Source organism: Vibrio sp. YT-17, assembly GCF_033337375.1.
GTDB classification, from domain to species: domain Bacteria; phylum Pseudomonadota; class Gammaproteobacteria; order Enterobacterales; family Vibrionaceae; genus Vibrio; species Vibrio alginolyticus.
The window spans coordinates 134,499-154,122 of record NZ_JAWOQP010000002.1 but is presented as its reverse complement, the minus strand read 5'-3'; the positions used below and the strand labels follow the sequence as shown (position 1 = coordinate 154,122).

Here is a 19,624-nt window from a genome sequence, read left to right as displayed (position 1 = left end):
CCTACACCGACACAAGTTTACTAGGCTATCATGCTCCGCATCGCGAATGAAGGTAAACACTTTATCTCTCATTCAAATAATAAGGAGGTTATATGAAGAAAATCGGCGTCGTAAAAGCTGTGCTAGCAGGGAAAACCGTCCCTTATGCTCATGGAGCGCAAAGCGCAATCAACAAACAAGTGCTACCTGAGCGCCAGCACGCAACAGAGCTTGGTTTTATCAGTGATGAACAAGGCGATCCGCGCTTTCATGGTGGCATTCAAAAAGCGCTTCATATTTACCCAAGCGAGCACTACCTAATCTGGCAACAAGAATTAGGCGAAAGACCAATTTTCCAATCCGCCGGCGGCTTTGGCGAAAACATCAGCTCCGAAGGCGTCACCGAATCCACGATTTGCTTGAAAGATAAAATTCGCATCGGCTCAACACTACTGGAAGTGTCGCAAGGTCGCATGCCTTGTTGGAAACTTAACGTACGTTTTGACCAACACGACATGGCGAGAAAACTGCAAGATACGCTTCGAACAGGCTGGTATTTCCGAGTGTTGGAAGAAGGCGATATCGGTGCAGGTGACGAGATTATTCTGTGCGAAAGACCTTATCCAGAATGGCCACTGGCTCGCATCATGGGCGCGGTTTTCACTGGCTGTTTAGATAGAAAAGAACTCACTCAGCTGTCTGAGCTGCCGTTAGTCGAGTCTTGGGGCAAGTTGGTCGAGCGCCGTCTAGAAACTGGTGAAGTCGAAGATTGGGAAATGCGCTTGATTGGCCCAACTGCCGTTAATACTCAAAAGTAAAATTTGTAAGCCATGCTCTGAACCGACTATGCCGTCAAGAGCGTGTTTTTTGTTTTACTTCGCACTCGGGGCTGGGCGTTTCGACTTACCTTGAAACTGCTTAATGCTCTTCTTAGCATGAGTTCGACGGTTGGCTTTTTTATCGCGTGGCGCGCGTTTGCTCTCGCCAGTTGATGGCTTATCCGTTACTGGAAAACCTGCCAGATCTTGCACTGGTAATGCACGTTGAGTCAGGTGACGAATCGCGCTTAGTGCGTCCATTTCACCATGACAAACCAATGACACCGCCACACCTTGTTCGCCTGCGCGAGCGGTGCGCCCTACTCGGTGAACATAGGTTTCTGCATGCATTGGCAGTTCAAAGTTGATCACTACAGGCAATTGCTCAATGTGAATGCCGCGCGCTAGTAGATCGGTGGCAATCAACACCTGAATTTGCCCAGATTTAAACTGCGCCAGTGCTTCTTCTCGCTCATCTTGACTCTTATTGCCATGCAGCGCATTGGTTGAGATGCCCGCTTTATTCAGCTTCTTCGCTAAGCCATCGGCGTTCTCTTTCGCACCAATAAAGACTAATGCCTGAGTCCACGCGTTTTTTTGAATCAGTTCAATCAATGCCTTGGTTTTACTGCCTTTGTTAACGAGGTACAGCGTTTCAGCAATATCTTGGTTGGTGCTGTTTTCTTGATGCGCTGCAACTTGCTTTGGTGCCGGCATAAGCAGCTTCGCTTTACCCTTCAACTCATCTGAAAACGTTGCCGAGAACATCGCGGTTTGACGCTGGTTTGAAATAAGCCCCGCAATATTTTGTACGTCAGGCCAAAAGCCCATATCCAACAGACGATCCGCCTCATCCAATACTAGATAATGAACATTGCTCAAATCCAAGCCATTATTTGCTAGGTCAACCAAACGACCTGTCGTCGCGACAAGGATATGAGGATTTGTCGCTAGCGCCTGCTGTTGTTGCTCTTTATCAACGCCGCCACACAAACACACTGCGTTGAGTTCAAGAACTTGACCAACTTGGTTAATTGCTTCACTCACTTGCATTGCCAGCTCACGAGTTGGCACAAGAATCAGCGCTTTTTGCTCTGGATTGACACCCAGCTTTTCCAACAAAGGCAAACCATAAGCAAGGGTTTTGCCGCTGCCTGTATTTGCCAAAGCCAATAGATCTTGACCAGCCAACAGCTCAGGAATGGCCAACGCTTGAATATAAGTCGGCTTCTTGAAGTCTTTTGGCAGTGCATGAATCAGCTCAGAACTCAATGAGAGAGTAGAAAATGGCATTAACGAAAACCTTGTACTTTGGGTTGAAGAAGCAATGAAAATAATGAAGATGCGGTAAAACGAAGGCGCGGACTTTACCACAATCTGCTAGGTGAACCATCCTATTTTAGGCGCTTAAACCAAGCGTCGCCTACGCAAATCGTCAGAAAACTAAAAAGCGCAAAAAAGCCGTTAGTCTGTACTGCCACAGAGCTAACGGCTAAAAACCCTTGAAGAGAACGCTTCGTCAGCCTTTCACTGCGGCTGAAAAGAAATGTGCAGTTTATTAAAGCACAGCTTTACGATTCGGTAAGAACACTTCACCCAACATGCAACGAACCGAACCACCACCAATAGATTCTATGGTAGAAACGTCGAATGGCAGCAATTTACCGTGCGTCGCCAATTGGTTTCTTTGTGCTGGTGAGAATGCATCGTACGCCGATTGCGACATCGCAATCACCTTGTCGCCGTTGATCGTTTCCAGTTGCAGAATGTTACCGCAGAACTGGTTCATCTGTTCAAGCGAAATTGAGATGACTTGCTTGTCTTTGGCGAGTGACTTCATTACAAAACGACGCTCAAATTCTGGGATCACTTCGTCACAAATCACGCAAAACTGTTCGCCAACCGCCATCATCACATTGGTGTGATAAATCGGCGCACCAGACGGCAAACGAGTTTGGAAAGAAATCACTCGTTCATAGCCAATACGATCGGCGTAATCTTCTAAAACCAGACGATCACAACGTTGTGAGAGTGCGGCATAGACCGTTTTATTTAGGTGGTCAAACACCATCACACCCGTGCTTTCTAAATACGCTTGCTCGTCAAGATATTCAGTTAGACTGCTGCGTCGATGAACTTCTCGCCCTGCTTGCGCTAGTGCTGCCACAAGCGCATCGGGACGTACTTCTTTTTGACGGTTTTCACAGGCCATTGGAAAGGTGTACAACGTGCCATCTGGCGTAGTGCTAAACCAATTGTTTGGAAATACCGCGTCTGGCGTCGCAACATCTGAAGTTGGATAATCAAACTCAACAACTTGAACGCCCTCTTGACGCAGCGTTGCAACCATACTCGCGAACTCGGCCATTACTCGACGTGAGACTTCTTCTTGGCTGAGTGACACTTTATGTTGGAACTCATTATCTTGTGCGGTTTCTTCATTAAAACGAAACTCTTTCGGTGGCACCATCACTACGCAGTTTGTGGTTTGGCGCTGAGCACTTTGCGTGCTTTCTTCTTTCCCATTAGCAAATTGGGTCACTGATTCGTGTAATAGCATCCAATATATTCCTTATCACTAGAATGAGGAGATTGTAAATTTATTGTTAACTTCAGTTTTGCTGTTTTGACAATTAATTTAATTGCACAAAAGTGTTTTTTGCTGCATTAAGTTTATTTCTCCCTAAATTTTATTGTCACTTTGCAGGTTTAAGATTTTATGGCACCGTGATGAACATGATAAGAATTCATCATAAGAATCAGAACCATAGACAATCACACTCATAACCAACTAGTTACATTTAAGACACAATCGGTTAGACTATTTTTTCGCCCCTCTCGTCAATCGGTCTGCTTTATCGAGGAGCAGGCAAGAAACTCTCATACACGCGGTTTCGTCCAAAGCAGCGTGAATCGATGGATTTAGCCACCCCAAATGGCACTGTTTTAACTTTAGGATGAGTTATGTTTAAACGATTTGAAGGCTTTACAGAGCCGTTCCCCAAATCTACACCGGATCAGCCTCCTTCAGGGATGTTCGCTTTTCTGCGTTATTACACTCGTGGTTATGAAAAGCCTTTGATCATCATGTCTTTGATGGCCACAATTGTGGCTGTTGTTGAGGTAATGTTGTTTGGCGCCATGGGACAACTGGTTGATTGGTTGTCTACCAGCAATCCAGAAACGTTCTTACAAGACAATAAATCGGATTTGATTTTCTACGGAGCCTTATTGCTGGTTGTCATGCCTATATTGGTGATCTTGTACTCGTTGCTCGTTCATCAAACGTTATTGGGCAACTACCCAATGTCTATCCGCTGGCTTGCACACCGGTATTTGCTCAATCAAAGCTTGAACTTCTATCAAGATGATTTTGCAGGTCGAGTCGCAACGAAAGTCATGCAAACCTCATTAGCTGTGCGCGAAACCGTAATGAAAGCTATGGATGTGTTTGTTTACGTTACGGTTTACTTTACCAGCATGATCATTATGTTAGCGACGGCAGACTGGCGTTTGATGATCCCAATGATCGTCTGGCTACTCGCTTACATCGCTATCCAAATCTATTTTGTCCCTAAGCTCAAAGACGTCGCTTCAGCGCAGGCCGATGCACGTTCGACAATGACAGGGCGTATCGTCGACAGTTATACCAATATTCAAACCGTCAAACTGTTTTCTCATAGCCAGCGCGAAACCCAATATGCCGAGCAAGGCATGAAAGGATTTTTAAATACGGTCTATCGTCAAATGCGCCTAGTGACCGGCTTCGACGTCGCTGTAGAGATCTCAAACTATATTTTGGTCTTTTCCGTTGCTGCTTTATCGATTTACCTGTGGTTGGATAGTGCCATCAGCGTTGGCGCGATTGCGATTGCTGTTAGTCTTGCATTGCGCGTAAACGGTATGTCGATGTGGATTATGTGGGAAGTTGGCGCCCTCTTTGAAAACATGGGAACCGTTGTCGATGGAATGAAAACGCTTTCTAAGCCTATTGATATTAAAGATAAACCAGGCGCAAAAGACTTGGTTGTCACTGAAGGAGGCATTCACTTTGATAACGTAAGCTTCCATTACGGCGAGAACAAAGGCGTAATTAGCCATCTCGATCTCAACATCAAACCAGGAGAGAAAGTAGGCTTGGTTGGGCGCTCCGGCGCCGGGAAATCGACTTTGGTGAACTTGTTACTTCGTTTCCACGATGTCGAAGACGGCAGCATTAAGATCGATGGACAGAACATCTCAGAAGTCACACAAGACTCTTTGCGTTCAAAGATCGGTATGGTGACCCAAGATACTTCTCTGCTACACCGTTCAATTCGTGACAATATTTTGTATGGCAATCCAGATGCGACAGAAGAAGATTTGCTGAAAGCCACTAAGCAAGCGCATGCCCATGAGTTTATCGAAACTCTGACCGACCCATTTGGTAATGTCGGATACGATGCGCAAGTTGGTGAACGTGGTGTGAAACTGTCTGGCGGCCAACGTCAGCGTATCGCAATATCTCGTGTGCTACTCAAAGACGCACCATTGCTGGTATTGGATGAAGCAACATCGGCTCTGGATTCAGAAGTCGAAGCGGCGATTCAGGAAAGCTTGAATGAATTAATGCAAGGGAAAACGGTTATTGCTATCGCTCACCGATTATCGACCATCGCACAAATGGATCGCCTCATCGTGCTAGATAAAGGCAGCATCGTTGAACAAGGTTCTCATCAAGAACTCATTGCGAATAACGGCATTTACGCCCAGCTTTGGGCGCATCAAACTGGCGGATTTATCGCTGAAGAACTAGACAATCAACACGCTTCTTAACGAGTGATAAGCTCAATAAAAACGGCGCTTTAAGCGCCGTTTTTTATTTTAATCCATGGCTAGATGCTCATATAGCCATTGTGGTTTCTCATATATGAAACACTCTCCATGATAAAGCTCACACTTTTTCTGCTAATATACCGCCTCGTTGCGTATCCATTGCAATGAACACAATACAGAGTATTGAGCCGTCTTCATTTGTCATTTCACTTTTTGAGAAACAGCTATACTCAATAGATGGCTTAGTTATTATATTAACAATAAGGTAATTAGCTTATGTGTAAATGTGGTTCAATGCAGATCGTACAACTCAAACCAAGTTGGGCTGACAAGCTATTCGGCTACTCAGAAAGATGGAAATGCCAACTTTGTTGTAAGATCTACCGCATCTAAAATTAAAAATAGAATCTTAGTTTTTCTAAGAAAAAGCAGTGGCCCGACAATGATTGTCGGGTTTTGTTTTTCTGTACATCCATTTTTATCCCTTCGCAACACGGTCACTCATCACGGCAAAACCTAGCATCTCAATGTGACTTAGGTATAGAATCAGGCCCACTTATTCTTTCCGATATTCACATATAACTGGTCACTATGAACAAAAGTTTGCTAACGAATGTCCTCGCTATCGCTTTGATGGCTGGAGGTCATCAATTACAAAACGACTATCTTTGGTATGCGGGGCTATTTGCGTTCTCAGGCGCCATCACCAACTGGCTTGCCATCCATATGCTGTTTGAGAAAGTGCCTGGATTATACGGTTCTGGCGTGATCCCCGCGCGATTTGAAGAGTTTAAACTGGCTATCAAAAACCTGATGATGGAACAGTTTTTTACTGAAGCGAACATTGACCGATTCTTGAATAAAGAAATGGCGGGCGGTGTGAACATCGATCTTCAACCAGTAATTGAGAAAGTAGATTTAAATCCAGCATTTGATTCCCTAGTGGAAGTAATTGAAGGCTCTCAGTTTGGTGGCATGCTAGCGATGTTTGGCGGCTCGGAAGCGCTACAACCCATGCGCCAACCTTTCGTCGAAAAGATGCAAGAATCCATCATTGAGTTGAGCAAGAGCGATAACATCAAAGAAGCACTGAAAGAGCAATTCGAATCTCCTGCAATGATGGATGAGATAAAGCAGAACATTGAAGGTATCATCGATCAACGTTTAAGCGAATTAACACCGGCATTAGTTAAAGAAATGGTGCAAAAGATGATCAAACAACACCTTGGCTGGCTAGTCGTTTGGGGCGGTGTTTTTGGTGGTTTAATTGGCGTTATCAGCACCTTTATCGGGGCATAATCGCTCACCGATTTATTAAAAAAGTAATATACCAAGCCACGCTAAATAAGGAGGATCAACACATGCCTCGCCTAACCAAGGAGCTCGGGATTAACACCAAATCCCGTTTTATGTTCTTCTATGACCACTTCACTACGAGTTTGAATCACGCCCGGAAGCGTGCCTAACTTGCTCGACATAAACTCCTGATACGCTTTCATGCTCTTAACACGAACTTTTATCATGGTATCGAAATCTCCAGAGAGCGAGTAGCACTCTTCAATTTCAGGCATCAATTCCACCGCTTTCGCAAACTTTTCAAAAATAGAAAAACTGGTTTGGTCTAAACGAATATGGATGAATACTTGCACATCCAGCCCCAACTTTTCCGCATTCAACTCCGCATGGTAACCATTGATATACCCTTCTTTTTCTAGTCGCTTTACACGGTCAGAACATGGAGAAGTCGTTAAGTTAATCAGCTTTGCTAGTTCTACAACTGGAATTCTGCCTCTCGAATGAAGCACTCTCAAAATATGTAAATCAATCCGGTCCAATTGATAACTCATTAACCCACTTCCTTGTAACCACTTAGAAAGCATCACATTAATCGTTGCTCAAACAATTGCAAACCATCAAATGCACAGCATGTGAAATTCAGCAGAGAATAACCAGAAAACAACGAAGGAGGGAAAGAGCTATGATTATTGCCGCTCACTTAGTAACCGTGATATGAAGAGAAAAAGCAACCTAGCGGCTCCCGCGGAGTCGCAAATTTGAAAGCGCATGACACGCCTGTATAGATATGTCGTTCGGGCAACACTGCCCTATTTAACCATTAATCATGGCTATCACTCAGAATTAGAGTGCGGCCGATGTATGCCGTGTAGGATGTGGAACAACCTCTCCAATTGCACGATGATTACAACAACGGCAGTAGTATTGAGGCTCCATCTCGTAATAATGTTCACCTGATACAAATTTCGCCATCAGCTGTGTAAAACTCACCATTTTGCCTGTTAACGACTCAACAGACTGAGGCTCGCAACGCTTCATAATCACTTTATGTTGCGTTGATTTTCTACAAGCTGCGCAATATATATCCGGCATTTCTCTTCTCCCTACTTTTCGTCCTACTGACAATTGACATATTTTGTTCAAAATAATTCCACAATTAAAAAGCTCCTTTAATTTTTTGTGCCCTATCTTCAAAAAATTGAACGAAAGTATCAAAAAACTGAGACATTGGTCAGACCTCAACTTTTGTACCATCAATATGAGCAAACGTGCTTATGTGTGTAATAATACGACACATTACACATAAGCAATTGTTCGGGCTTATTATTTAGTAAGGCGCATGACAACTACACGCCTGGCTAGATCGAGCTTTCGAGACGCCTTGTTATCTCGATTTACCCCGCAAACCAGTTGCTAGCAGCTATAGCCGTCTCATCAAGGAAGAAATGCATGACGATACAACCGATTCTCACTACCGAAAGACTCGTCCTCCGACCATTCAATATCGATGACTGCCAACAAGTGGCTTTACTCGCTGGAGATAAGCGAATTGCCGACATGACAGCAAACATCCCTCATCCTTATGAGCGACCGATGGCGCAAGCATGGATAGATAGGCACGATCCGATGTATCAGCAGCATCAAGGCGTGGCGTACGCTATTACCTTGCGAAACACCGGGGAGTTACTTGGTGCAGTGAGTTTACCGCGTATCGAAGAGGGCTACGGTACATTAGGCTACTGGGTTGGCGTGCCACATTGGGGGAAAGGCTATGCATTCGAGGCCTCCAAAGCCTTACTCGAATTTGCTCGAATGCACTTTGAGTTAAACGGAATAACCGTGATGCATTTGGTGGACAATCAGCGTTCTAAATCGGTGATCCAAAAACTAAATATCCCTTACATCGGTGACAAAACATTGCGCATGCAAGGCAAAGAACGAAAGGTTTGTGTCTACCAACTCACGTTCGTCGCTTCTGAATAAAGTCGAGGAATATGTCGGATGATCATCCATGAAACTTCACAAAATCTGCCCAAGAACAACCCTTTCTTGCTAGGAACTGTATTGTTGTCGCTGTTCTATTTTTCCTACCTAGCAGACAAGATCGTCGAGTTTGGACTCGTAGCACTCACAATAATAGGATTGAAACTGCTCTCAACGTACTTCACGCGCCGCGCGTTCAATCCTAAAACGCTAGATATCGATGCAAGCACCAACACCTTGAAGTACCGCCAGGGCTCAACGGTTTACTTCCGTCTACCTCTTGATGACATTGTCAAAGTCCAAATACAGAAAGAGTTCTTCTCTAGCAAAAGTTTGATGCTCTACACAGTCAACGACGCTTACCAAGTGCCGAATTCAGACAATTTCGATTCTCTACAGTTAAAGGATTTAATGAAACAACTTGAAGAGAGAATTGATGATCAATCTCGCTAAAACGAAAAGAGAAGACATTCTAGAATGTTGCCAATTTGGTCTCTAAATAGAAAGACAAAAAAGCCAGCAATAACGCTGGCTTTTCTCTGTGTTAGTCTTGTGCGACTTTCACGCGAATTTTGCTTTTTTCTACGTTCGTCAAATTCAGTGCTTCAAGAGCAGAAATGGCTTCTGCTTCGTCCGGCATGATGACAAAACCGAAGCCTTTCGACAAACCCGTGTCTTGATCAAGCACTAGCGAACACAGTTCTACTTTGCCGTACGCTGAGAATAATTTGCGGATATCTTGCTCGGTCATGTGACGAGCCAAGTTTCTTACTAAAAGTTTCATAATGAACCTAGTTGGTTTGATAACGGTTCGATTCTCTCAGTTTCTCTCTGGCAAACCAAGTGAATAATATGACGGCGTTGACTAGATCATTCTAAGTACATCTGTTTAAATGATTTTCCGTTCATTTTTCACCCATAGGAGAGTCGGCATGGAAACGAAACGTCTCAAACTCATCCCTGCTTGTTTAGAACGAGCCGAAGAGGCGCATCAAGCTGTCGTTCGCAGCCAAAAGACTCTCGAAGTCTATCTGCCGTGGGTGCCTCATGTGCTGACATTAGAAGCGATGATAGAAGGGACAGAGAAAGCCATCGCAAACTTTGAAAACTTCGAAGAAGAGCTGCGTTACTACATCATTGAAAAGGAAAGCGATCGCTTACTGGGTGCGGTCGGCTTGATGATTCGAGATCCCGACGTACCATCCTTTGAGATAGGTTATTGGTTAGATAATGCTGCCGTTGGCAATGGTTATGTTGCCGAGGCTGTGCTCGAAGTTGAGCGCTATGCGTTTGATGACTTGGGCGCCAAGAGAATCGCAATTCATGCTGATAGCACCAACCAAAAGAGCTGGGCTGTAGCCGAACGCTGTGGTTATGAGTTCGAAGGAGAGCTCAGAAACGAACGTCTGACTACATCGGGAGAGTTGAGTAACACCGTTATTTACGCCAAAATTCGTCGCGACTAACACTCCAATCTAACCGAGCAATGCTAAGCTTTGATCTCAAGCTACCACCATTAACGTTAATTAAGTTTCAGATAAAACAAAGCCCGCTAAAATAGCGGGCTTTGTGTTCATATACGGGAAGTTACTAGTCTAGTTCAACCAGTTTTTTCTCGAACGACTGGTGTTGGTCTAACACGTCTTGCGCAGCACCGCCCGTTGCTTTACTTACCACAATGATAGCAAGCGTAGAGAAGATGATGCCCGGTACGATTTCGTACACATCAAACCAACCGCCAGTTAGCTGCTTCCAAACCACGATAGTGATACCACCAACAAGAATACCTGCTAACGCGCCGTTACGGTTCATACCGCTCCAGTAAAGGCTAAGTACAACCGCAGGACCAAATGCCGCACCAAAACCAGCCCAAGCGTAAGATACAAGACCAAGTACTGAGCTATCAGGCGTCATCGCTAGGAATAGCGCAACAAGCGAAATAACGATAACACCGATACGACCAATCATTACGATTTCTTCAGAAGACGCTTCTGGCTTGAATACTTGCTTGTAGAAGTCTTCTGCAAGCGCTGAAGATGAAACAAGGAGCTGTGAGTCAGCGGTACTCATTACCGCCGCTAGGATTGCTGCTAACAACATACCCGCAACGACAGGGTGGAATACTGCGTTAACCAATAGCATGAAGATCTTCTCACCGTCTTCTAGTTGAGTACCCGGATGACCCGTAACCCAAACCAGACCAACAAGACCAACAAGCATTGCACCGACCATAGATAGTGCCGTCCAAATCACTGCGATACGACGTGCAGTCGTTAGATCTTTGTTTGAACGAGACGCTTTAAAACGCGCTAGGATGTGTGGCTGACCAAAGTAACCAAGGCCCCACGCCGCTAGAGAGATAATAGCAATCGCAGATAATGGTTCGCCTTTCGCGTCATTCCATAGCGTTGCAAGTTCTGGGTTGATGTCATGTAGATCAGAACTTAGCTGACCTAAACCACCGTCCATTACTGCTATAGGAACAATCATTAGTGCAGCCGCCATTAGTAGACCTTGCACTAAGTCAGTCCAAGATACCGCTAGGAAACCACCGAATAGTGTGTAAGAAACGACACACACCGTACCGATGATAACAGCGTAGGTATAATCTAGACCGAATACCGTCTCAAACAGTTTGCCCCCTGCGACCAAACCTGAGCTGGTGTAGAAAAGGAAAAATAGAAGAATGAAAAACGCAGAGATTGTCTGAATCAGCTTCGACTTATCGTTGAAGCGACGTGACAGGAACTCTGGCAACGTTAGCGCGTCAGTTTGGATACTGTAGGTACGAAGGCGTTTTGCACTGATGAGCCAGTTTGCCCATGTACCAAGAAGTAGACCGCCGGCTAACCAGAAGGCCTCGATACCCGCAGCGTACGCATAGCCAGGCAAGCCTAGCAGCAGCCAACCACTCATGTCTGAAGCACCTGCAGATAATGCAGCAGGCCACGGACCTAGGCTACGGCCACCTAGGAAGTAGTCAGATGAATTGGAAGTCCTCTTATACGCGTAAACGCCAATAGCAACCATAATCAGTAAATACGCCACAAAAGTGGACGTGATAGCAAAGCTATTTTCTATCATTAGATAGTCCTCGTTATAATTATTTCCTTCCTTGCCTGCCCTGATATTTTACCGTCTCAGCAATACATCAGAGTATAAAAAACCAATCTGGACCGGCTCTCAGTCCAGTTACTCCAGATTGGCATTACAAGTCAGGTTAGTGAGTTTCGTTCCCCAACTCGAGTAGAGTTGCGTTACCACCCACCGCGGTAATATTTATCGTTCGAGTGCGCTCAGTAATGAAACGCAACGAGAGATGAGGATCATGAGCCAATTTCGGTGACTCTAAATCCGTTTCAGAAACTAAGCCGACGATTGCACCGTCACGCTTAGCTAGTTGAAGATTGAGCGCATGCTCAACCTGTGAACGCCCAACATAACCCACACTACGTACATCGTTCTCAAGCAACGGGGCAGACGCATCGTACGCAACAACCTGGACTAAGTTAGATGGGAAGTTTGCCAACGCTACAGCTTGCTTAACCAATTGGTTTAGCTCTGCATTGTCACTGCAAACGACCACACTGTTGCCTGCAATTAAGGCACAGGTGATCATCGCAAAAGCACTGTATAACGCATTATCAGCAGGCTCGATGTTGTTTTCACAAATCACCAAAGCCACACCGCGTCCTGCGGCATACAGTTCGTTAGTTTCCCCTGTAGGGCCAACTAACTGGTGAGTTTCTGCAAGAAGAGCTGATGCTTGTTGCAAGTGGTAAGAAACCACTTTGGCAACGGTAGACTGCTGCCCTTCTAGTGCAGATTTAAATGCCAGAACATGCTCGCATTTGTAATCAAAATCAGTCAGATTCCACTGCTCCCACGCAGAGAATGCATCTTTAAAATAGGTGATCTGATGAACCATAATGCGACTCCTTATGCGTTTTCTGCTTGAACAAGAAGATGTTGAGTAAAGCGGAATAGGTAGTGTGGACCACCAGCTTTTGGGCCAGTACCCGACAAGCCTTGACCACCAAACGGCTGTACACCAACCACAGCGCCAACTTGGTCTCGGTTGATGTAGCAGTTACCTACTCGAGCATGCTTCTCAATCCAACGGTACGTGGTTTCGTTACGGCTATGGATACCCATCGTCAAGCCAAAACCCGTTTTGTTGATCTGCGCAACCACGTTCGGTAATTCAGACGCTTTAAAGCGAACAATGTGCAATATTGGACCAAATTGTTCTTCTTTCAGCACATCGATGCCCGAGATTTCAAACGCACTTGGTGAGACAAAGTCACCATGCTGGCACGATTCATCCAGCTGTAGCTGAGCGACTTTAGTCTGTGTTTTGCTCATTTGCTCAAGGTGAGCGAGGAGTTTTTGTTTTGCATTGCTGTCGATAACCGGACCAACATCTGTTTTGTGTAGGTAAGGTAAACCAACATGCAGTTCATTCATCGCACCCTGAATCAGGTTGATCATACGGTCTGCTACATCTTCTTGTACAAATAGAACACGAAGGGCAGAACAACGCTGACCAGCAGATGCAAACGCCGAACGAATCACATCACGCACCACCTGCTCTGGCAATGCAGTACTGTCCACAATCATTGCGTTTTGGCCACCTGTTTCCGCAATAAACGGAACCGGTTTCGCGCTGCGCTCCGCAAGCGTAACGTTAATGCGTTGCGCCGTTGCCGTTGAGCCAGTGAATGCCACACCAGCAATAGCATCATGAGAAGTCAGTGCATGACCAATCTCAGCGCCGCGACCAGTAAGTAACTGAATCACACCTGCAGGGAAGCCAGCATCAAGCATTAGTTCAATAGCGCGAGCGGCAATTAAGCTTGTTTGCTCAGCAGGTTTTGCAACCACTGTGTTACCCGCAATCAGTGCTGCCGTCACCTGACCAAGGAAGATAGCCAACGGGAAGTTCCAAGGGCTGATACACACAAACACACCAAGACCTTCACGGCTAGAAATGCGTTTCACACCATCAAAGCCTTCTAGCTCAAATGGCTGTAGGTTTTGCGCTTGTTTCGCGTAATAACGACAGAAATCCACCGCTTCACGAACTTCATCAATGCTATCGTGAATCGTTTTACCCGCTTCTTTGTGACAAATCGCCACCAGCTCAGCCAGGTTTTCTTCCATTAAGTCAGCAAGCTTTTCTAAACAAGCCGCTTTTTGCTCAACAGGAACGGTTTTCCAATCAGAGAAAGCAGTTTGCGCCGCATCAATTGCAGCGGAAACGTGATCAAGAGTTGCAAATGCCACTTTGCCGACTTCAATTCGGCGATCGTATGGTGCGGTGATGATCTCAGCCGCATTTTCCTTGATCATGCTTTCGGCAAAGCGTTCACCATTGATCATCGGGCCTGCAACCCACTGGTTGTCCATGAAGCTTTCGACCTGAGCTTCAAATGGCTTCGCTTCACTGTCGATGTCGATGTTGACGCCATATGAGTTCTTACGCTCAGGGAAAATGTCGGCAGGTAATGGGATCTTGTCGTTGTGTAGCGTGTCAAAACCCGTCAACACATCCACAGGGTGATGGGTCAACTCGTAAATTGGACAACGCGCATCAACTAGACGGTGTACAAACGAGCTGTTCGCACCATTTTCAAGCAGACGACGAACCAAGTACGGAAGAAGATCAGCATGGCTACCGACAGGTGCATAAATACGTACTGGCTGACCGTACATTTTCATAACATGGTTATACAGTGAATCACCCATACCATGCAGGCGCTGGAACTCGTATTCTTTGTGCTCCGCCATGACAGCAATTGCCGTCACCGTGTGAGCATTGTGGCTTGCAAATTGTGGGTAGATATTACCGCGAACACCTTCGCTAAGTAGGAAACGAGCACAAGCTAGGTATGCAACGTCCGTCGCTTCTTTGCGAGTGTATACTGGGTAATTTGCATAACCCGCTTGTTGAGACCACTTGATTTCGCTGTCCCAGTACGCGCCTTTAACCAAACGCAGAGGAATAACGTCACCTTGTTCTTTTGCGAGTGCATTTAGCCACACCAAGACTGGTAGCGCACGTTTTGAGTAGGCTTGAATAACCAAACCAAACTTGCCCCAACCCTTCACAAGATCGCTACGGTATACTTTCTCAAATAGCTTCAGGGAAAGCTCAAGGCGATCCGCCTCTTCTGCATCGATTGTGATTGCAACGTCGACTTCAATAGCACGTTTTAGTAGTTGCATTAGTGAGTCATACAACTCTGTCATTACACGCTCTTCATTTGCGACTTCGTAGCGCGGGTGTAATGCAGAAAGCTTGATGGAAATCGAAGGCGCTGGACTGGTGTCGTTACCGTAAGTCTCGCGACCCACCGCTTCGATCGCCATTAGGTAATCTTTGAAGTACTTGTTCGCGTCCGCTGTAGTTAACGCCGCCTCACCTAACATATCAAATGAGTAGGTGAAACCTTTGTCGCGCATTGGACGACCGTTCTTTTGCGCTTCTTCGATCGTACGACCACGAACAAACTGGTGACCCATGATCTTCATTGCCTGATACATGGCTTTACGAATCACAGGCTCAGAGAATTTATTTACCAGACGGTTTACAGCCTGACCTGGGCTCTGGGTGCCTTGCTCACCAAGACCAACCACTTTACCTGTTAGCATAAGGCCCCATGTTGATGCGTTAACAAACACAGAGTCAGAGTTCTTCAGGTGAGATTTCCAGTCTGCGACACTCAACTTATCTTTAATCAAAGAATCTGCTGTCGCGGCATCTGGGATGCGCATTAATGCTTCTGCAAGACACATCAGCAAGATACCTTCTTGAGTATCTAAGCTGTATTCTAGCAATAAAGCATCAATCATCTGGATTGACTTCTTATCGGCACGAATGGCTTCGATAAGGTGGGTCGTTTGGGTAGTGATCGCCGATTTTTCATCCTCTGTCGGCGTCGCTAGTGGCAATAGTTGCTCTAGCCATTGAGACTCGTCCACCATATATAATGGCGAGATCAGTGACCACAACTTATCAAGCGGCTGCCCGATAAATTCCGGTGTCAACACGTTCGTAGCTGTAAACATGTGTGTTCCTCAATCTCACTCCTCGAAAACCGCTTCGAGGATTATCAATGGCTGGCAGTGTATTTTGAGGCCGATAAGAATACTTGTCAAAAACTACGACATTTTTGCCAAAAACTCGCTTTTATAACAAAACATCCACATAGTCACATTCAAATAGGTAATATTTTGTGTTGTAAATTTTAATTTTTTCATTGCATTCACAACAAAATATCAAGAATATCAATAAGATTTTTGTGAAGAGCTCGTTCTAAGAGAAAATGTAGGATCAAGTGGCATATCAACCACTGCAAAGAACAGAGAATTTAAAAAAACGAGAGATAGGTCACGTGAATAAAACATAAAAAACCATGCATAGTGCATGGCTTTATTCTGATTGATGATTATTTGACCTAAAAAAACGCGTTGTTATCCAACTTGTTTTTTATAACGGGAAGGTGATATTCCCTGTAAGCGAGTAAAAGTATGAGTAAAAGTACTCTGGCTTGAGAAGCCAGTAAACTCGGCAATTTGCCCTAAAGAAAGGTGCCCTTGCTCGATTAATTCACGAGCCATGTCGATTCGCTTTCCGAGAACATATTGATGAGGTGTAATCCCTATCTGCTCTTTAAACAAGCAATGAAACTGACTTTCCCCAAGAAACACTCGCCCGGCCAATTGAGCCACACTAATCTTATGACTCAGGTGCTGCTCAATGTAACGATCAATCGCCTCCAAATCAAAGCGCGACTCTTTTCGACTGGTCTCAAATGCCGAGATATGGCGCTGCATTAATGCAATCACAGTGTCGTTACACGCACGACTTAACAGCAGGTCATCCGGATGGTTTCGCATTTCCTGAACCAACATCTGTATCAGCTTCTGAATTTGACTATCTAACTGGAAGTAGACATGATCTCTCTCCAGGTTATTGATTTTTTGAAGCATTTCGGGATCATCATTTGTCGGTTTGGGCATATTCAGCACCAAAATATCCGATTGATTGATGACGCCACCGAAAGCATGATCAGAGCATGCGGTAACCACACAACCTTGACCAGGGCCGACAAGATTACCTCGCCCGCGCACTTCAAATTCGGCTTGCCCTTTTAAACCAATCACGATCTGCGTATAAGAATGATCGTGGCAATCCATATAAGACGGAAGTGTGATCAGCTCCGCCGGCTTTGGAAGCATAATCTCTTGATATGAAAGGATTTTTTGGTTATCTGAATCACTCATTTTAAACAGTCGTCTTTACACGGTCAGCTTACGTCTTCGCATCATATACCTTCTTTGTTGGGTTGCAACTTTTACCCAACTCAATCGACAAGATCAAACCAGCATGATCAAGTTCATTTACATGATCATAGTTCCGGAACGATGATCATGCGAGGTTAATTTACGGTCAGTGAGCAACCAATTTTATTAACAAAAACGGATAGATAGGCAACACCTTACGTATACATAATCAATCAATGTAAAGATCCTTATTACCGAACAATCTGTTATTTTGTAAAACACCGTGCTCCATATTAGATAAGTCGCCCCTGAAACGGATCGAAACCCACTCTTAAGCTCAACATAGAGGGATTTCCCCCCTTACTAATATGCCTCTGATTCAATACATTAGTTATCGAGCTTTAAGATGCATACGATCTAAGGCTCTCGGTATCTCATTGATACCTCTAACTTACTTAGCAGACCCTCGCTAGGTAATTTAGAACCTCTTCTACACGTCGACAAGATTATATCTTGTGTTGCCAGCCCGTCTTCAGGCTGGCTTTTTTTTCGCTTCTCAACAATGAAAACAATGGCATAAGCTGATATCATAGCTTTTGTCTCACTGTCCCTCTCATATGCTTAGGTGCTGCTCTTTCGCTCACAAGTGATATGAACGTCAACCACATTACAACTGAGTTGTAGGAAGCATGATCAAGGACGATACGAGTTGTAAGCCGAACATTGGCGGACATCCGTGAGCGCACATATCTGTAATGAAACAGACCATTTTCCCAATTAAACTCTTCGTTCCATTTCGTCGTTGTCTATGACTACCTGACGAAAACATCGAACACCATGAATTTAATTGGATTGAGCGCCAATCAACGAACGTGTTCTAGCAACGTAACTGCCTACTTGGCAACATCAATACGAGCCATGTAACACGGACGTCTCTGTATTGGTAAAAGCAGTATGTAGTGAGTCCTTTTGTGAATATTTCAGTCGATACCATAGAACAATCCCTCCTTAAACAGCTACCAGGTTGTTGGGGATGCAAAGATAAAGATTCGGTATTCCTATACGTAAACCAGGAATACGCAGAACTGTTAGGGCACACATCGCCCGAGGAGTGCTTGGGTAAAACTGATTTTGATATGGCCAGCCCAACCACTGAATGCGCGCAAGAATTTCAACGCCAAGATAAACACGTTCTCGAAACTGGCGAGTCACTAAAAATTCTGGATATCCACCCTTATCCAGATGGCCGCTGGCGAGCACATATATTTACTAAAACACCGTGGCGAGATGACAATGGCGACATTGTAGGCACCATTTTCTACGGAAGAGAACTCACCGACACTGCCGTGATTGAAGTCGGGTATTGGGTTTGTCGTGCAATCAGTACCAACCCAAATCAACAATCCATCTTTCGTTTTTCTAACTTACAACCAAAACCAGAGAAGCTCACATGCCGCGAGCAAGAAACGCTTTTCCTCTTGCTCTATGGCAAAAAGCCTCAATTTATCTCTCAGGTCATGGGCATATCAACAAAAACCGTTGAAGGTCACGTCGCACGCTTACGTAATAAGTTTGCAGCGAACAGCAAGAACGAACTAATAGATAAAGCAATGGAAGCAGGCTACGGCTCTGTTGTACCCAAAACGCTGCTTAAGCATCAATTATCGGTTGTGTTGAATGGAGAGCGATAATTCGCATCGCTTCCACCTACAAAAACACCGCCCCAATTCGGCGGTGTTTGTTTATTCATGAGGGACCATAAGCCTATGGCGCTAAACGATCAATGTCCCAACTTCCATCATGCTGGGAGAAAAGAAAACGATCGTGAAGGCGATGTTCGCCACCTTGCCAAAATTCGATGCTCTTTGGTTTTACGCGAAAGCCACCCCAAAAGGTTGGTACTGGTATTTCACCCTTAGCAAACTTCTGTTTTAGCTCTAAAAACTTACCTTCCAACACACCTCTGGCAGAAATACGGCTACTTTGTTTGCTCGCGATTGCGGCCAACTGGCTCTCTTTAGGACGAGAAGTAAAGTATTTCATATTCTCTACGGCGGTAAGCTTTTCAGCCACACCAGTAATATGAACTTGGCGCTCTAACGGGTGCCAAGGGAAGTGCAAACTAATATTGCTGTTATGCTCTAGCTGCTGGGCCTTGCGACTGCCTAGGTTGGTGTAAAACACAAAACCATCTTTGTCGACGTTTTTCAATAGAACAATGCGTTGAAACGGCATGCCATTTTCATCAACCGTTGCAACTGTCATCGCAGTCGGGTCCGTTAAACCCGCTTCAACTGCTTGCTCTAGCCACAGATTAAATTGATCAATAGGATCAGCTTTCAAATCTTTACGACGCAGCCCACCTTTGGTGTACTCACGACGAATATCAGCAAGTTCCATCTTTACTCCTTCACTCGTTTTTGTCGATTGTGCTCCCGATACTG

The 19,624-nt window shown here is 45.0% G+C and carries 17 protein-coding genes; 7 read left to right on the top strand and 10 right to left on the bottom strand.

What is annotated here, in order from left to right:
• Nucleotides 1-92 precede the first annotated feature (92 nt).
• Nucleotides 93-797, top strand: coding sequence for an MOSC domain-containing protein (locus R7F67_RS02770; RefSeq protein WP_047102451.1), 705 nt, complete (start codon nt 93-95; stop codon nt 795-797).
• Nucleotides 798-851: 54 nt separating this feature from the next.
• Here R7F67_RS02770 and R7F67_RS02765 read toward each other — a convergent pair whose 3' ends face one another.
• Nucleotides 852-2,090: a DEAD/DEAH box helicase gene (locus R7F67_RS02765; protein WP_137282945.1), complete on the bottom strand. Its 1,239-nt coding sequence runs from the start codon at nt 2,088-2,090 to the stop codon at nt 852-854.
• 265 nt (nt 2,091-2,355) lie between these two features.
• Complete coding sequence (locus R7F67_RS02760) at nt 2,356-3,357, bottom strand: arginine deiminase-related protein (protein WP_213895243.1); 1,002 nt, start codon at nt 3,355-3,357, stop codon at nt 2,356-2,358.
• A 404-nt stretch (nt 3,358-3,761) separates the two neighbouring features.
• Between R7F67_RS02760 and R7F67_RS02755 the strand changes: the two genes are divergently transcribed.
• Nucleotides 3,762-5,612, top strand: coding sequence for an ABC transporter ATP-binding protein (locus tag R7F67_RS02755; RefSeq protein WP_005374597.1), 1,851 nt, complete (start codon nt 3,762-3,764; stop codon nt 5,610-5,612).
• Nucleotides 5,613-6,203: 591 nt separating this feature from the next.
• Nucleotides 6,204-6,911: a DUF445 domain-containing protein gene (locus R7F67_RS02750; protein ID WP_005383549.1), complete on the top strand. Its 708-nt coding sequence runs from the start codon at nt 6,204-6,206 to the stop codon at nt 6,909-6,911.
• A 71-nt stretch (nt 6,912-6,982) separates the two neighbouring features.
• Here the strand turns inward: R7F67_RS02750 and R7F67_RS02745 are convergent, their stop codons facing one another.
• Both R7F67_RS02745 and R7F67_RS02740 read right to left on the bottom strand, forming a co-directional pair.
• Entirely contained in the window at nt 6,983-7,459 is a 477-nt protein-coding gene (locus tag R7F67_RS02745; protein ID WP_005374595.1) for an Lrp/AsnC family transcriptional regulator, read from the bottom strand.
• 292 nt (nt 7,460-7,751) lie between these two features.
• Nucleotides 7,752-8,000 (bottom strand): hypothetical protein, encoded by a 249-nt coding sequence (locus R7F67_RS02740; protein ID WP_130545664.1) that lies wholly within the window; start codon nt 7,998-8,000, stop codon nt 7,752-7,754.
• A gap of 357 nt (nt 8,001-8,357) precedes the next feature.
• On the opposite strand from R7F67_RS02740, the gene R7F67_RS02735 reads away from it, so the two are divergent.
• Together R7F67_RS02735 and R7F67_RS02730 are read left to right on the top strand one after the other, a co-directional pair.
• Nucleotides 8,358-8,891: a GNAT family N-acetyltransferase gene (locus R7F67_RS02735; RefSeq protein ID WP_085569453.1), complete on the top strand. Its 534-nt coding sequence runs from the start codon at nt 8,358-8,360 to the stop codon at nt 8,889-8,891.
• 18 nt (nt 8,892-8,909) lie between these two features.
• Nucleotides 8,910-9,344, top strand: a complete 435-nt coding sequence (locus R7F67_RS02730) for a hypothetical protein (protein WP_017820067.1) — start codon at nt 8,910-8,912, stop codon at nt 9,342-9,344.
• Nucleotides 9,345-9,435: 91 nt separating this feature from the next.
• Here R7F67_RS02730 and R7F67_RS02725 read toward each other — a convergent pair whose 3' ends face one another.
• Nucleotides 9,436-9,675, bottom strand: coding sequence for an RNA recognition motif domain-containing protein (locus tag R7F67_RS02725; protein ID WP_005374587.1), 240 nt, complete (start codon nt 9,673-9,675; stop codon nt 9,436-9,438).
• Nucleotides 9,676-9,823: 148 nt separating this feature from the next.
• Here R7F67_RS02725 and R7F67_RS02720 point away from each other — a divergent pair, with 148 nt between their 5' ends.
• A complete protein-coding gene (locus R7F67_RS02720; RefSeq protein WP_170889920.1) occupies nt 9,824-10,357 on the top strand; it encodes a GNAT family N-acetyltransferase in 534 nt (177 codons plus the stop codon).
• Nucleotides 10,358-10,481: 124 nt separating this feature from the next.
• Here the strand turns inward: R7F67_RS02720 and putP are convergent, their stop codons facing one another.
• The 4 genes from putP to R7F67_RS02700 all read right to left on the bottom strand — a co-directional run bounded on the left by putP (nt 10,482) and on the right by R7F67_RS02700 (nt 17,180).
• A complete protein-coding gene (gene putP, locus R7F67_RS02715) occupies nt 10,482-11,975 on the bottom strand; it encodes a sodium/proline symporter PutP (protein WP_005374582.1) in 1,494 nt (497 codons plus the stop codon).
• 136 nt (nt 11,976-12,111) lie between these two features.
• A complete protein-coding gene (locus tag R7F67_RS02710) occupies nt 12,112-12,819 on the bottom strand; it encodes a 1-pyrroline-5-carboxylate dehydrogenase (RefSeq protein WP_262645781.1) in 708 nt (235 codons plus the stop codon).
• Nucleotides 12,820-12,830: 11 nt separating this feature from the next.
• Nucleotides 12,831-15,962 (bottom strand): bifunctional proline dehydrogenase/L-glutamate gamma-semialdehyde dehydrogenase PutA, encoded by a 3,132-nt coding sequence (gene putA / locus R7F67_RS02705; RefSeq protein WP_318056875.1) that lies wholly within the window; start codon nt 15,960-15,962, stop codon nt 12,831-12,833.
• 405 nt (nt 15,963-16,367) lie between these two features.
• On the bottom strand, nt 16,368-17,180 hold the full coding sequence (locus R7F67_RS02700) for an AraC family transcriptional regulator (protein ID WP_213869908.1): 813 nt from the start codon (nt 17,178-17,180) through the stop codon (nt 16,368-16,370).
• Nucleotides 17,181-18,151: 971 nt separating this feature from the next.
• Between R7F67_RS02700 and R7F67_RS02695 the strand changes: the two genes are divergently transcribed.
• The gene (locus tag R7F67_RS02695) at nt 18,152-18,871 is read left to right on the top strand and encodes a helix-turn-helix transcriptional regulator (protein WP_318056874.1); all 720 of its coding nucleotides are present in this window, start codon (nt 18,152-18,154) and stop codon (nt 18,869-18,871) included.
• A 73-nt stretch (nt 18,872-18,944) separates the two neighbouring features.
• On the opposite strand, the gene pdxH is transcribed toward R7F67_RS02695, so the two are convergent.
• Entirely contained in the window at nt 18,945-19,580 is a 636-nt protein-coding gene (pdxH, locus tag R7F67_RS02690) for a pyridoxamine 5'-phosphate oxidase (RefSeq protein ID WP_005374570.1), read from the bottom strand.
• Nucleotides 19,581-19,624: the final 44 nt, after the last annotated feature.